This window comes from Winogradskyella sp. (assembly GCF_016744625.1).
Classification (GTDB): domain Bacteria; phylum Bacteroidota; class Bacteroidia; order Flavobacteriales; family Flavobacteriaceae; genus Winogradskyella.
Map to the genome: position 1 here is coordinate 39,066 of NZ_JADGDZ010000015.1, position 16,001 is coordinate 55,066.

General features: G+C 33.3%; 12 protein-coding genes and 1 pseudogene. 7 read left to right on the forward strand and 6 right to left on the reverse strand.

The genetic code is table 11. The annotated features are described in order from the left end of the window. The first annotated feature begins 59 nt into the window (after positions 1 to 59). From QZZ53_RS05445 to QZZ53_RS05465, 5 genes are all read left to right on the forward strand, one after another. Positions 60 to 1,106, forward strand: coding sequence for a DUF6588 family protein (locus tag QZZ53_RS05445; protein ID WP_296382334.1), 1,047 nt, complete (start codon positions 60 to 62; stop codon positions 1,104 to 1,106). A gap of 142 nt (positions 1,107 to 1,248) precedes the next feature. Next, entirely contained in the window at positions 1,249 to 2,175 is a 927-nt protein-coding gene (gene mdh / locus QZZ53_RS05450; RefSeq protein WP_296382335.1) for a malate dehydrogenase, read from the forward strand. Between the two features lie 85 nt (positions 2,176 to 2,260). After that, positions 2,261 to 2,872, forward strand: a complete 612-nt coding sequence (locus tag QZZ53_RS05455) for a hypothetical protein (protein WP_296382336.1) — start codon at positions 2,261 to 2,263, stop codon at positions 2,870 to 2,872. Between the two features lie 161 nt (positions 2,873 to 3,033). Further along, complete coding sequence (gene secDF, locus QZZ53_RS05460) at positions 3,034 to 6,075, forward strand: protein translocase subunit SecDF (protein WP_296382337.1); 3,042 nt, start codon at positions 3,034 to 3,036, stop codon at positions 6,073 to 6,075. A 172-nt stretch (positions 6,076 to 6,247) separates the two neighbouring features. After that, positions 6,248 to 8,326, forward strand: coding sequence for a proprotein convertase P-domain-containing protein (locus tag QZZ53_RS05465; protein WP_296382339.1), 2,079 nt, complete (start codon positions 6,248 to 6,250; stop codon positions 8,324 to 8,326). Positions 8,327 to 8,393: 67 nt separating this feature from the next. Here QZZ53_RS05465 and QZZ53_RS17125 read toward each other — a convergent pair. The 6 genes and pseudogenes from QZZ53_RS17125 to folE form a co-directional block, all read right to left on the reverse strand. Beyond that, a pseudogene (locus QZZ53_RS17125) lies at positions 8,394 to 9,061 on the reverse strand (DUF4272 domain-containing protein). A 37-nt stretch (positions 9,062 to 9,098) separates the two neighbouring features. Further along, positions 9,099 to 9,605: a DUF192 domain-containing protein gene (locus QZZ53_RS05480; protein WP_296382344.1), complete on the reverse strand. Its 507-nt coding sequence runs from the start codon at positions 9,603 to 9,605 to the stop codon at positions 9,099 to 9,101. Continuing rightward, positions 9,605 to 10,435, reverse strand: a complete 831-nt coding sequence (lgt, locus tag QZZ53_RS05485; RefSeq protein ID WP_296382346.1) for a prolipoprotein diacylglyceryl transferase — start codon at positions 10,433 to 10,435, stop codon at positions 9,605 to 9,607. The genes QZZ53_RS05480 and lgt overlap by 1 nt, the downstream gene beginning before the upstream one ends. Before the next feature lie 65 nt (positions 10,436 to 10,500). Further along, positions 10,501 to 10,734, reverse strand: a complete 234-nt coding sequence (gene yidD / locus QZZ53_RS05490) for a membrane protein insertion efficiency factor YidD (protein ID WP_296382348.1) — start codon at positions 10,732 to 10,734, stop codon at positions 10,501 to 10,503. A gap of 2 nt (positions 10,735 to 10,736) precedes the next feature. Next, the gene (gene cysS / locus QZZ53_RS05495) at positions 10,737 to 12,218 is read right to left on the reverse strand and encodes a cysteine--tRNA ligase (RefSeq protein WP_296382350.1); all 1,482 of its coding nucleotides are present in this window, start codon (positions 12,216 to 12,218) and stop codon (positions 10,737 to 10,739) included. Positions 12,219 to 12,276: 58 nt separating this feature from the next. Next, positions 12,277 to 12,954, reverse strand: a complete 678-nt coding sequence (folE, locus tag QZZ53_RS05500; protein WP_296382352.1) for a GTP cyclohydrolase I FolE — start codon at positions 12,952 to 12,954, stop codon at positions 12,277 to 12,279. A gap of 196 nt (positions 12,955 to 13,150) precedes the next feature. Between folE and QZZ53_RS05505 the strand changes: the two genes are divergently transcribed. Next, the gene (locus QZZ53_RS05505; RefSeq protein ID WP_296382354.1) at positions 13,151 to 13,612 is read left to right on the forward strand and encodes a hypothetical protein; all 462 of its coding nucleotides are present in this window, start codon (positions 13,151 to 13,153) and stop codon (positions 13,610 to 13,612) included. Between the two features lie 11 nt (positions 13,613 to 13,623). Beyond that, positions 13,624 to 16,001, forward strand: a 2,378-nt coding sequence (locus QZZ53_RS05510; protein WP_296382358.1) for a PKD domain-containing protein, incomplete at its 3' end; no start/stop codon positions are given.

The following is a 16,001-nucleotide window of genomic DNA, read 5'->3' on the forward strand; positions in this document are numbered from 1 at the left end:
ATAAAAGGTGTTTTGTTAATTTTTTTTTATAGCTTTACTGAAATCTTAACCTTAAAATTATGAAAAGATTAATTGCTTCAATTATTATAATTGCCAGTTTGCAATTAAGTAAAGCACAAGAACTTGAGACTATTTTATTGGCAGCAGACGATGCAAGTTTGCTTACCCAAAACTACTTAAATCCTGCAATAGAGGGCTTAATGTATAGTATGAATGGAGGTTGGGCAACAACTGCTAAGGTTCATAAGAAATTTGGATTTGATTTAACAATTGGATTGAATGCTTCTTTTGTTCCTGATAAAGCACAGACCTTTGCATTTGTATCTAGTGATTATTTGTTTTTATCCTTACCAAATGATGAAACTGAATTACAGACGGTTATGAGTGAAGATGATGTTGAAACTACTGTAGATATTTCTATCCCAAATGATAATGGTACGTTTAAAGTTGCAAGCTTTAATATGCCAGGTGGTATTACTGAAGATTTACCAGTCAATGCTGTGCCAGCTCCTACTGTTCAGTTAGGTTTTGGATTGCCTTTTAAAACGGACATAAAAGCAAGATTTGTCCCAAATTTAAATTTTGATGATGATGTAGAAGCCAATTTAATAGGGTTTGGTTTGCAGCATGATTTAACACAATATTTTGGTCCATTAGATAAATTGCCTCTTAGTATCTCAATTTTAGGGGCTTTTACAAACATGAAAGTTACTTATGCCATAAATGATGAGGATGCAACCGACAGTGTTGTAGTTAATAATGGTGAGGCTGAGTTTAAAATGAATACATGGACAGTACAAGCCTTAGCGTCTTTAGATTTTAAAATCATTACGTTCTATGGAGGTGTTGGTTATAATAATGGTAAGACCACAGCAAAAATGAAGGGTGATTATACATTAACTTATGATATTGAAGATAGTAATGGAAATCAAATAGGAACAGTAGAAGAAACCATAAGTAATCCTATAAATTTAGATTTTGAGGCTAATGGTATGCGAGCTACTATTGGTACAAGACTAAACTTAAGTATATTTAAGATATTTGCTGATTATACATTTCAGAATTATAATACAGCTACTGTTGGTATAGCCTTTAGTGTAAGATGATATTGTTTAATTATTTATAAGAAAAGAGTAGCCAATTAGCTGCTCTTTTTTTATTTCTCAATACTATGATTTATGTCATGGAAGTTAAAGCTTAAAACCTTAAATTTGTACTCGAATTTTTAACGGATAAAAACAAATTAACATGAAAGTAACCGTAGTTGGCGCTGGAGCAGTAGGTGCAAGTTGTGCAGAGTATATTGCTATTAAAAACTTTGCCTCAGAAGTTGTAATATTAGACATTAAAGAAGGGTATGCAGAAGGTAAGGCAATGGACTTAATGCAATGTGCTTCTTTAAATGGATTTGACACCAAAATTACAGGAAGTACAAACGATTATTCTAAAACTGCAAATAGTGATATTTGTGTTATTACTTCAGGTATTCCTCGTAAGCCAGGAATGACACGTGAAGAGCTTATTGGTATCAATGCAGGTATTGTAAAAACAGTATCTTCAAGTTTAGTTGAGCATTCTCCAAATACGATAATCATTGTAGTAAGTAATCCAATGGATACAATGACTTATTTAGTACATAAAACAGTTGATCTTCCAAAAAACAGAATTATAGGAATGGGTGGAGCATTAGATTCTGCACGTTTTAAATTCAGATTAGCTGAAGCTTTAGAAGCTCCGATTAGTGATGTTGACGGAATGGTTATTGGTGGACATAGCGATAAAGGTATGGTGCCATTAACGTCTCATGCGACTAGAAATAGTATTAACGTATCTGAATTTATATCTGAAGAACGTTTAAGCCAGGTAAAAGAAGATACTAAGGTTGGTGGAGCGACATTAACTAAGTTATTAGGAACATCTGCTTGGTATGCACCAGGTGCTGCAGTAAGTGGGTTAGTACAAGCGATTGCTTGTGATCAAAAGAAAATATTTCCATGTTCTGTATTATTAGATGGTGAATACGGCTTAAGTGATTTATGTATTGGTGTGCCAGTGATTTTAGGTAGAAACGGAATTGAAAAAATTGTTGACGTACCTTTAAGTGCTGCTGAAAAAGCACACATGGCAGAAAGTGCTGAAGGTGTTAAGAAAACTAATGGCCTTTTAGAATTATAAGATTCAAAACATTATAGATTATATTTAATAAAGACTGTAGAGATAATCCCGATAGCTATCGGGATTATTTTTCTATATTTGCCGCATGAAAACCAAACTGCAATTTGGAATTTTAGTGATACTCTTAGCTTTTTTTGGAAGGTATATAGAGCAATCTACGGTTCCTAATCAGCAGATTGTTATTCAGTTTTCTGACACAAATATTTCTTCTGAAGACGCTGAAAATACTATTAAGATTGTTAAGCAGCAATTACAAAGCATTGGTGTTACTCATATTCAAATTGGTCAACATGAAGACGGAAGTCTTAAAATCACTTACTATAGTGATGCAGATGTAGAACGCATTCAGAATATACTTTTAAAAGAAGATCATTTCAATTTTGCATACGAAGCTGGTTCAAATAGTTCCAATGATTTTCCTGAAAACAGAAATGTAAAAGACTACGAAATTAATATTTCAGAAATTCAGAATAGTAGTGATACCAACTGGGATTTTGAAGGGATTCAAATTGTAGAACGTAATCATAAAAGTGATCGTTTTAATAATTCTAAGGTCTATACTTCAGGCGGAAATCTAAATGAAGAGCATCACAATAGTATAGTCAAGGTTCTTTTTCAAGTTAATAGTACTGTTATAATAGCACTAGATAATTCATCTTACAAAATCCCTGAAACTAGAGCAGGACCTACTGTATAAGGGAACATGTAATCTGAAATAATTCCCATTCATACCATATAGCTTTTGTCATTCAATCATAAAGCTAAAAAATCATTTATAACATAAAAAACAATTGTCTGATTAGACCGTAAACTCTATATTTGCGCGTTTTAAAATTTAGACATTAAATAACTATAACAATGCAAAACAAAGGAATAATTAAGCTTTTTGCTATTTTATTTGGCTTGGTAAGTATCTACCAATTATCATTTACATTTAAAGCCAACCAAATAGAAGATGCTGCTAAAGCGGCTGCTGTAGCACAATATGATGATACAGTAGATAGCTATCAAGATTTTAGAAACGTAGCTGAGGTTCGTTACCTTGATTCATTAAAAACTTCTAAAATTAAAGTAGGTGATGATTTTGAACCTATCGAAGTTTATAACTTAGGTGTATCTCAATACACTTATACTGAAGTTGAAGATAATGCCATGAAATTAGGTTTAGACCTTAAAGGTGGTATTAATGCGATTATCCAAATTTCTGTAAAAGATATTTTAAAGGGATTATCAAGTAATAGTAAAGACCCTATTTTTAATAAAGCACTAGATGATGCTGAAGAATTACAAAAAGATGCTCAAGAATCTTATTTAGAGTCTTTCTTTAGAGCTTTTGATGAGATTAAGGGAGATACAAAATTAGCTTCACCAGATATTTTTGCTAATCGTGACTTAAGTGATGTGATTAAATTTGATATGTCAGATGATGAGGTTAAAGGCATCATTGAAACTAAAATAGATGAGTCTATTGTTTCTGCTTTCGAAGTATTACGTAATCGTATTGATGGTTTTGGTGTGTCGTCTCCAAACATTCAACGTTTAGGTAACTCTGGTCGTATTTTAATAGAGTTACCAGGTGCTAAAGACAAAAAACGTGTTGTTGATATTATTACAAAAACGGCACAATTACAATTTTGGGAAACGTATAAGACTCAAGAGATTTTACCTTATATTCTTCAAGTTAATCAAACTTTAGTTGAAGCTAAAAAAGCAGAAGAGACTAAAGATGAAGTAGCAGAGGCTGTTGAAGTAAAAGATAGTACAACAAATGCTATTGATGAATTAACAGGTCAGATAGAAACAGATTCTACAGATGTAGCAGATGCAAATCCATTGGGTATTCAAGGTTATGGAAATGGTGGTTCTGTAGTTGGTATGTTCTTAGCTAAGGATAAGGACAAAGTAATGTCTCAATTAAATGACCCTAAAAATAGAGCAAACTTATCTGCAGAGATGCGTTATGCAAAATTTGTATGGGGAATTCAACAAAAAGATTCTGAGTTTTCTGAGTTGTATGCTATTAAAAGTAATAGAGATGGTCAGCCAGAATTAAGTGGAGCTGTTATTACAGATGCAAGACAAGATTTTGACCAATTAAGCAGACCAGCAGTAAGCATGCAAATGAATGCTAAAGGAGCTAAAACTTGGGAAGAAATGACCAAGAAGGCATATGAGACACAAGGTTTTATTGCTATTGTGTTAGATAATATTGTGTATTCTGCACCAAGTGTGTCTTCTGGACCAATTGCAGGTGGTAACTCACAAATATCAGGATCATTTTCATTAACAGAAGCTGTCGATTTAGCAAACGTTTTAAGAGCTGGTAAATTACCTGCATCTGCTGAAATTGTGCAAGCTGAAGAAATTGGACCTTCGTTAGGACAAGAAGCTATTGATAGTGGTATGAAATCGTTCCTTATTGCCTTAGTTTTTGTTTTACTTTGGATGGTATTTTACTATGGTAAGGCTGGTATCTTTGCGGATATCGCTTTGCTATTAAATATCTTATTAATATTTGGTGTATTAGCAAGTTTAGGTGCTGTATTAACGTTGCCTGGTATTGCTGGTATCGTATTAACAATTGGTATTTCGGTCGATGCGAACGTACTTATCTTTGAGCGTATTCGAGAAGAATTGGCAAAAGGTAAATCGCAAAAAGAATCTATTAAAGATGGTTTTGCTAATGCTTTGTCTTCAATCTTAGATGCGAATATTACAACAGGTTTAACAGCTTTAATCTTATTTGTATTTGGTACAGGACCAATTAAAGGTTTCGCAACAACTTTAATCATTGGTATTTTAACTTCATTATTTACAGCGATATTTATTACTAGGTTATTAGTAGATTGGTATGTTAATAGAGGTGGTAAATTAGATTTCTCTACTGCGATGACCAAAGGTTTATTTAAGAATGTAAATATTAATTTCTTAAAGAAACGTAAGATTGCTTATGTGATTTCTGGAGTATTAATTTTAGCAAGTTTAGGATCTTTATTTACAACTGGGTTAGACCAAGGTATTGATTTTGTAGGAGGTAGAACATACCAAGTACGTTTTGAGCAACCAGTAAGTATTGAAGAGGTAAAAGGAGATCTTAATGCTGTGTTTAACAGTGCTGAAGCTAAAACAATAGGTGGAGATAATCAATTAAAGATTTCTACAAAATATAAAGTTGAAGAAAACTCTACTGAAGTAGATGAAGAAGTGCAGTCCAAACTATTTGGTGCTTTACAAAAGTACCTGCCAGCAGGAATGACGTATCAAGAATTCTTAGACGGTTCTGGTGATGCTAAAATAGGTAAAATGTCATCGAGTAAAGTAAGTCCAACAATTGCAGATGATATTCAAAAATCTTCGATTTGGGCAGTCTTAGGATCTTTAGTAGTAGTATTCTTATACATCTTATTTAGATTTAAGAAATGGCAGTTCTCACTTGGTGCTGTTGCCGCTGTTTTCCATGATGTTTTAATTGTACTAGGTATCTTCTCATTAACATGGAGATTTATGCCATTTAGTATGGAAATTGATCAAGCATTTATTGCAGCAATCTTAACTGTAATTGGTTACTCATTAAATGATACCGTTGTTGTATTTGATAGAATTAGAGAATTCTTAAACGAGCACACTTCTTGGAAATTTGATAAAACTATAAACGAATCATTAAATAGTACATTAAGTAGAACGTTAAATACCTCTGTTACTACATTAGTAGTATTATTGGCAATGTTTACTTTTGGTGCAGATTCACTTAGAGGTTTATTATTTGCCTTAATCGTAGGTGTATTAGTAGGTACATATTCATCGTTGTTTATTGCAACACCAATTATGTACGATACAGCTAAAAAAGGTGATGCAGCAGAATCATTAAAGAAAAAAGTAAAAGAAGAAGAGGAAGCTTAAGTCTCTTAATATAACTATTATTCTGAACTTACTTCAGAGTCTAAAATGCCTTTCTGAAAAGAAAGGCATTTTTTTGTTTAACCGAAATGCATTGTCTTTTATCTATGTTTAAGAATGTAATTGTCAAAATAATCTTATCTTAGGGATGTAATTATTCAAATGATTTTTTAATATGAAAAAAACACTACTCTTTTTATTTTTAATAATATCAATGTTTGGTTTTACCCAAGATATAATTATGCAAAATGGTACAGTGGTCTCATGCTCTGGACTGTTTTATGATTCTGGAGGTGAATTTTCTAATTATTCTGAGAACGAGAATTTTTTAATAACTATATGTCCTGATCAGCCTCAAGGAAGAGTTCAATTAGACTTTCTGGAGTTTTCTACTCAGATTAATGTAGATGTTATGACAATTTATGATGGAGATAACACATCGGCTTCGTCTCTTGGTACATTTTCTGGTTCAACATCTCCTGGTTTGATTTCTGCTATGTTCGATAATCCAACCGGTTGTTTAACAATAGAGTTTGTGTCTAATAATGCTGGGAACACTACAGGTTGGGCTGCATCAGTATTTTGTACAACACCATGTCAAGATATTACAGCGCAATTAGATTCAACTTTGCCTATGGCTAATAGCGAGGGTGTTATTGAAGTATGTATTGGAGATAATATAAACCTAAATGGTGGTGGAATATTTAGTGTGGACGGAACTGGTGCTAACTATATATGGGATTTAGGTGATGGGAATTCGGCTTTTGGGCAAATCGTTGATATTTCTTTTGATACACTAGGCGTATATTTAGTGAACTTAGATATCTATGATACAAATACGGGTAATACGGTTCAGGGTTGTACAAACTCAAATAGTATAAACCAGGTTATACGCGTTTCAGGAGTACCTAATTTTACAGGAACAGAAGCTGCTGACAATACATTATGTTTTGGAGAAACTACTACTATAGAAGGTATAGTAAACCCATTGACATTAAAATACAATTGCCCACCACCAGAAAGTGATATTACACTTTTACCAGATGGGAATGGCGTAGCTTACAGCACCAGTATCAATGTAACATGCTTTGACTCTGCTTTGACTTTAACTGATGTTAGTCAGATTGAAAGTATTTGCTTAAATATGGAGCATTCTTATTTAGGTGATTTAGATATTGATATTATTTCTCCAAATGGTCAAGTTGTAAGACTTCATGATCAAGGAGGTGGATCTGCTAATTTAGGAATACCATGGGCTACAGGTGCTGTAGATGGTAATAGTGCTAATACAACAGAAGGTAATGGTATAGACTATTGTTTTACGCCTAGTGGTGGATTTCCAACACTAGTAGATGGGATTCAGCAAGGAGGTTCTTTTCCGTTGGGCAATGGTCCAGATACATATATTGATAGTTTTGTACCAGAGGGAACTTACAGCCCAACTGATTCTCTGAATGGTCTTTTAGGTTCACCCTTAAATGGGGAATGGACGATTCAAATAGTAGATAATATAGGTCTTGATAATGGTGTCATTTTCTCTTGGGAACTCAATTTTGACCAAAGTATACCACAAGAAGACTACGATTTTGTGTCGTCAATAATATCGCAATCTTGGGATTCTAATCCGAGTATAACAGAAGTTAACGGTAATACAATTACAATTGCGCCAGGATCTGCTGGTGAATTCTGTTATACCTTTAGAACTGAAGATGTTTTTGGTTGCGAATATACTGAAGAAGTTTGTGTTAATGTAACTCCAGATGGTGTGCCTCCTACGACTTTTTATGAAGATCTTGATGGAGATGGCTATGGAGATCCTAATACTTCTATCACAGACTGTAGTGATACTCCTCCATTAGGTTATGTAATTAATGGTTTGGATTGTAATGATACAAATGGTGATATTAATCCAGATGCAGCTGATTCAGAAGGTAATGGGATTGATGAAAACTGTGATGGAGCTGATGGAGACCTTCTTAGTATAGATGATGTTGTTATTAACGATATTAAAATATTAACAAATCCATTTAATGATAAAGTAGTTTTAAATGTGCCAATCAGTTTGATGGGAAGTCCATTACAGATCAATATTTACGATTTGAATGGTCGTATCGTTTATGAAAATGTGTATTCAAATAGTAATGATCAGATTACCATTAATAATCTTGGTTCATTAGAAAAAGCGACTTACTTCTTAGAAGTATCTAATGAAAACATCGGCTTAAATGTTGTAAAGAAATTAATGAAATTATAGGATTTAAAAAATCCTATAATTCTAAAAATGCCTTTCTGAAAAGAAGGGCATCTTTTATAATATAGTTTTAAGTATCACAAGAAATGTCATCCCATTCTTGATCCATATAATTTACTAACCAATTTAAAGCGTATTGTCTTTCGTAAACAATACTAGTGTTTAGTTGATTTAATTCTAACCCGTTTAGTCTTGCATCGACACATGCCCAATTAAAACGATAATACAAATCATTGGCATCTAAAATCTCAGATTTTATTCTAGATTCTGAAATACTATTTATAAACACATTAGGATCTTTATCTTTTCCGATTGGGTATTTTTCAAAAGGAATAGTATTTAAATCACAAAGTTCATTCGGAAAGCCAAGGTCATTAACAACATTTAGTGCCCACATTAATGTCCATATACATTCGCATTTCCATGTTTCTTGGATCTTCTTTTCATCTGTTGGGTTCTTTAAAAAGATTTTTCATCTTCCGTTGTAGCTTCCCAAAGCTTGTGTTTTTTTAAATAGGAATTAGCTTCTTCTGAAGTTATATTATTAAAAGCCAACATATTTGTAATAGCTAATACTGAAACACGTTCGGCTATTTCTTTTGGATTTCTTAGTATTGTTTCTTCTTCGGGTTCAATATTTGGAAGGTTAAAATTTATTTTTATCCCTTCTTTTTTTAAGATGTTTTCTGTTCTTTCTTTTCGAGTTAACTCTTTTTTCTTCTTGAATAAATTAAACATAATGAAGAGTATTGTATTAGCTAATTTTTATAATTATTTAAAGTCGTTCTAAAACCTTAAAATCAATCTTATCTCCAACTGCAAGTTGCCACACATCAGAAAGCCCACCATTAATTTCTAAAACATATTTAGAAGGAGCATCAGATGGAAGAGACGTTTCATCAAAAGGCTTAGCATTCTTTTGGAAGCTAATTATTGTTTTGCTTTCATCGATATAAATAATGTCTAAAGGAATCTTAGTATTCTTCATATAGAAATTTCGCATTTGCACATCAGGAAATATAAATAACATACCATGATTTGTTTCAAGCTTTGTTCTATACATTAAACCAGTTTGAGTTTCGTATTCGTTATCAGCGATTTCAATATCTATAGTCTTAACTAAAGAATCTGATTCTGCTTTTTTAAGTTTTAAAACACCTTCTTTTTTAAAATTGACAACAACTTTATCATCAGATATAGTTGTTTTTTCTTCTTTACAAGATGAAAACAATACAAACCCAATAAGGACAAGCAAAGATTTTAAAAATAGTCGAAACCGCATTAGCTAAGTTTTGTTTTAGGCTTATAAACAAACATAAAGTACAATCCAATTAATACAAATGGAATACTTAACAGTTGACCTGTTGAAAGGTTGTTTCCAAAATATTCCTCAATTCCTCCTTGGCTTACTTTGACATATTCAACAAAGAATCTAACGGTCCATAGTAAAACTAAGAACAAACCGAATAGAAAACCCTGTTGCTCCGATTTTTTTGTTTTCCAATAGAAATATAATAGAATTAAAAATACAAAAACATAGCAAAATGCTTCATATAATTGTGCAGGATGCCTTGCTTGTGTTTCTCCTAATTGTTTAAAAACAACTCCAAATGCCGAATCTGTTTCCTTTCCAATAATTTCAGAATTGATAAAGTTTCCAATTCTAACAAATACTGCACCAAGTGCAACAGGAATAACTACACGATCTAAAATCCACAATACAGTTTTTTTTAAAACTTTCTTATTGTACAAATACATTGAAATAATCATGGCAATAGCTGCGCCATGACTGGCTAGGCCTTGAAAGCCAGTAAACTCAAATCCACCTTTAAATTTAAAAGGCAAAAAGATGCTAAAGAAGTCTTCTGTTATTAATTCAGACTGATAAAATATCACATGTCCTAATCTAGCACCAAGCATAATGCCTAGAACAGAATAGATGAACAAAGAATCTAAGGCTTCATCAGACTGACCTTCTTTTTTATAGATGCGCTTGGTTATGTAGAAACCTAAAATGAAGGCGACAATCCACATCATGCTGTAAAAGTGAAGTTCAAAAAATCCTAAGTCAATTGATTTAATTGGATCCCAATTAATTTGTAATAGATGCATAGATATTCTCTTTATGTGGTAAATATAGTATTTTGATAGATATTGAAAATGAGATTAACGAAATATTAATCTTCTTTAGGAGGAACAGGATCAAAACCTTTGCCTCCCCATGGATGACAACTAAAAATCCGTTTTACAGCTAATCGTCCTCCTTTAAAAAAACCATGAACCTCTAATGCTTCTTTAGCATAGTGAGAACACGTGGGTTGGTATCTGCAAGTCGCAGGAGTAATAGGAGATATTAAGGTTTGATAGACTTTAATTAGAAATAAAAATGGGTATGTCAAGAATTTCTTCACGATTAATTAGTCGTAAAAGTCGTGCCTTCCCTACTATCATTAAGTTGAATACCAGCTTCGGCCAATTCATCTCTAATTTTATCAGATAAAGCAAAGTCTTTATTTACTCTTGCTTCTTTTCTAAGGTTGATTAATATTTCAACTGCGTCAGCTAGTTTATCACTACCAGAACTTTCTTTTGAAACATTAACTAGACCTAAAATTTCGAATGCAAAAGATTCAATAGATGTTTTTAATAATTCTAAATCTTCTGATGTAATGCTAGCGCTTCCATCTTTTGTCTGATTGATGAATTTTACAGCATCAAAAAGATTAGCAATTAGAATAGGAGTGTTAAAATCATCATTCATAGCATCATAACATTTCTGTTTCCATTCAGAAACATTGAATGTTGATGTAGAGCTCGATTTTAAATTATCAATTAAACTAATGGCATCCATTAATCTATTGAAGCCTTTTTCAGCGGCTTGCAATCCATCATCAGTTAAGTCTAAAACACTTTTGTAAGATGCTTGCATCATAAAAAACCTAATAACACTCGGATTGTAAGCTTTAGATAAAACATCATTATCTCCAGATAGTAGTTCAGCCGGATTAATGTAATTCCCTGTAGATTTACTCATGCGAGCTCCATTGAGTTCTAGCATATTTGCGTGCATCCAATATTTTACAGGATCTTGTCCTTTTGCTGCTTGATTTTGTGCAATTTCACATTCGTGATGTGGGAATTTTAAATCCATTCCACCTCCATGAATATCAAAATATTCACCAAGATATTTGGTGCTCATAGCAGTACATTCTAAGTGCCAACCAGGAAAACCGTCACTCCAAGGAGATGGCCAACGCATAATATGTGTAGGTTCTGCCTTCTTCCAAAGTGCAAAATCTTGAGGATTCTTTTTGTCACTTTGTCCATCGAGTGCTCGTGTATTATGAATTAAGTCTTCTAATTTACGTTTGCTTAAAATACCGTATTCATTAGACTCATTGTATTTGTGTACATCAAAATATACAGAGCCGTTGACAACATAAGCAAACCCATTATCTATAATAGCTTCAATTAATTCTATTTGTTCTATAATATGACCAGTTGCAGTAGGCTCAATACTTGGTGGTAAAAAGTTAAAGGTATTTAAAACATTATGAAAATCTACAGTATAACGTTGAACAATTTCCATAGGTTCAATCGCTTCTAGTCTTGCTTTTTTAGTGATTTTGTCTTCACCGATATCTGCGTCATTTTCTAAATGACCTGCATCTGTAATATTACGCACGTAACGTACTTTATAACCTAAATGCTTAAAGTAGCGAAAAATCATATCGAACGACATAAAGGTTCTTACATTACCTAAATGTACATTACTGTAAACTGTTGGTCCACATACGTACATACCAATATAACCTGCTGTAATAGGTTTAAAGACTTCCTTTTCACCAGAAAGCGTATTGTATATTTTTATTTGATGAGTATCGTATAATGGCATGATGCAAATTTGAAAAATTGGATAAACAAAACTAAAGAACTAGCTTAGAGAAAGCAAGTTAAAACTGTGTATCTAATTGAATGTAGTCTAAAAATTCTCTACGTGTTTCGTTCTCTTTGAATTTTCCACCGAATTCAGAAGTTACAGTACTACTTTCAATGTCTCTAATACCTCTAGAATTTACACATAAATGCTTAGCGTCAATAACACAAGCAACATCTTCAGTGTTTAAAACATTTTGAAGCTCTTTTACAATTTGAATAGTTAATCGTTCTTGTACTTGAGGACGTTTTGAAAAATAATCTACAATGCGATTCATTTTAGATAAGCCAACTACAGTACCGTTAGAGATATATGCCACATGTGCTCTTCCAACTATTGGCAATAAATGATGCTCACAAGTAGAATAAACTGTTATGTTTTTTTCTACTAGCATTTCATTGTATTTATATTTATTGTCAAATGTAGAAGCGTTTGGTTTTTTATCAGGATCTAAGCCACCAAAAATTTCATTAACAAACATTTTTGCCACTCGATTTGGTGTCCCTTTAAGACTATCGTCATTAAGATCTAGACCTAAAGTTTCCAAAATGTGTCTAACATCATTCTTTATGATATCTATTTTTTCATTAGTAGATAGTTTAAAGGCATCTGTTCTCATAGGTGTTTCACTAGATGACCCAATATGATCATCACCTAAAGCATCAATATCGTTAAAATCACTATCGATTTTCATTGTAAAAAATGTATTTATCAATTTTTAAAAGCAAGTCGCAAAGGTAAGCAATAAAAACAGCATCATGAGGGTAGGAGTTTTAATATTAAAGCTGTTATATAGTTAAAACCGTTAAAATGCCAATAACATTGACGAACTAACGTCCGTTTTCCTAAAATTTTCTTAATTTTCGAAACTTTAAAAACCTGATTAAGCTATGAAAAAATTGTACACTATTCTTATTGTAATATTAATGCCTTTTTGTGTGTTTGGTCAACAAACCAAGCAAAAGCATCCGGTTCCTTTAGCAAAATACAACGACAATGTAAAAATGCCTTTAACGATAAATGAGCGTGCTCAAATTATAGAAGTGTATGGCGAATATGCCGATGAACATGTTTTTAACATTCCGCACAGATTAAAAGCCATAAAACATATTCTTAGAAATAGGGTTGTGATTAAATTGGTCACTGACGAGAATAATAAAAAGCCGTGTACAAAATTGTCTGAGGTTTCACTTTTTAATGGTTTTGTGCCAGATGTAAAAAGAGATCAATCCTTTAATTCTAATGATTTTAATCCGTTAAAATATAATTTTGAATTTTATTCGAGAGCTGCAGCAATGTATCAAGTCGACAATACCAATTATTATATCATCATTAAGTCCCAATATCAATAAAACTATATAACATGAAATATTTAATTACTCTAATTTCATTATTGTTTTCATCCCTCATATTGGCACAAGATGTTATTATGCAAACAGCAACCGTAAGCCAATGTGGTGGCGTATTTTACGATTCTGGTGGTGAGTTTGGTAACTATGGAAATGATGAAGATTTTACATTAACCATATGCCCTGAAGATCCAGGTCAAAAAATCAGATTAGATTTTACAGCATTTAATACGCAGTTGAATGTAGATATTATGTCTATTTTTAATGGTGATTCCGTCGCATCTCCATTTTTTGGTCAATTTTCAGCTGGTGCAAGCCCAGGTATAGTTGAAGCTACTCAAGATAATACCTCAGGATGTATCACTATTCAGTTTGTTTCTAATGCTGCAGGTAATGGAGAAGGCTGGGCAGCCAATATTACGTGTCTAACACCTTGTCAAACCATAAACTCTCAAATCGATTCCTCATCCCCTGCACCTAATGGTGATGGGTATATTAGAGTATGTCCAAATGAGGATATCACTTTAAATGGAAGTGGAGTGTTTTCAATTGATGGAACAGGTGCAACATACGAGTGGGACTTAGGAGATGGTAACACAGCATCTGGTCAAACAGCTACTTTTTCTTATCCAGATCCTGGCGTTTATATAGTGAATTTAAATATTCGTGATGCAAATACATCAATTGATCCTCTTGGATGTGATAATGATGATTTGATTAATCAGGTTATACAGGTAGCTACTGAGCCGGATTTTACAGGGACACTGGCTGCTAATACAACGCTTTGTTTTGGTGAAAGCACAGATATAACAGGAGAAGTAGAAGCCGTAGAGTTTATTAATGATTGTACTCCTCCAGTTAGTGGTATAACATTTTTGCCTGATGGTAATGGAGTGACATATGAAACTTCTATTACTGTAGATTGTTATGATTCTGCACAAACTTTAACAAGTATAGGACAATTAGTGAGTATATGCCTAACTATGGAGCATTCGTATTTAGGTGATTTAGATATAGAAATTATTTCTCCAAACGGACAGGTTGTGAGAATGCATGATCAAGGAGGTAATAGTGCGAATTTAGGTATTCCATGGGCTACAGGTACTGTTGATGGGAATAGTGCAAATACAACACCTGGAACTGGAAGTCAGTATTGTTTTGTGCCTAATGGGGGCTTCCCAACTTTAGTTGGAGGTATTCAAACAGGAGGTGCGTTTCCAGATGGAAATGGACCTGGGACTTATAACGACTCTTTTGTTCCAGCTGGGAATTATAGTTCTGTAAATCCTTTGGATGGTCTTCTTGGTTCACCTCTTAATGGAGATTGGACTATTAGAGTTGTTGATAATATAGGTGCAGATAATGGACATATTTTTGCTTGGAGCATTGAATTTGATCCTAACTTACAGCCACCTGAATTATCTTTTACACCTGTAATTACTTCTGAAGCATGGGATGCTAACCCTACAATTACCAATACTGTTGGTAATGTAATAACAGTAACACCTCCAGATGCTGGACAGTTTTGTTATACATATCGTGTGACTGATGATTTTGGTTGTGAATACACTGAAGAAGTATGTATTGATGTATTACCAGAAATAGTTACTGAAAACCCGAATAATTTATTTGTCTGTGATACAGGTGTGCCTCCTTATATTTTTGATTTAGACTCAAATACTGCGGTTGTGCTTGCTAGCGCAACAAATACTGGAGATTTGGTAGTGACCTATCATAACTCGATGGCAGATGCAGATGCAGATCTAGGTGCCTTAACGGGTCTAGGCACTTATTCAGGTACTGATGGTGAAATTATTTATATAAGGGTTGAGTATTTAGTTTCTGGATGTTACGAAATTTTACCTTTTACTTTAAACGTAGCTGGTCAACCTACAATCAACCCAGCAAATGACCTTGAGTTATGTGACGATGTGAGTAATGATGGTATTGAAGAGTTTGATTTAAGTATTCAGACGGCTATTATATTGGGTTCACAATCAGCAACGGACTTTAATGTGACGTATCATTTAAGTTTCACAGATGCAGATTCGGATGCGGGTGCATTACCGAGTATGTATACCAATGTTAATAACCCAGAGCCAATCTTTGTACGAGTAGAGAGTATAGGGGATAGTAATTGTTATAATGCTTCGGCTACAGCCGTATTTAATTTAGTGGTCAACGCTAAAGCTATAGCAGCGACACCACCTAATATGGTTGTCTGTGATGATTTGAGTAATGACGGTATGGCGACTTTTGATTTAAGCACTCAAGAAAGTACAATTTTAGGAATCCAAGATCCATTATTATTTGATGTATCGTTTCATGCGAGTCAAGTTGATGCAGATACTAATGTAGGGGCTTTAGCCACGACTTATACCAATAGCACCCC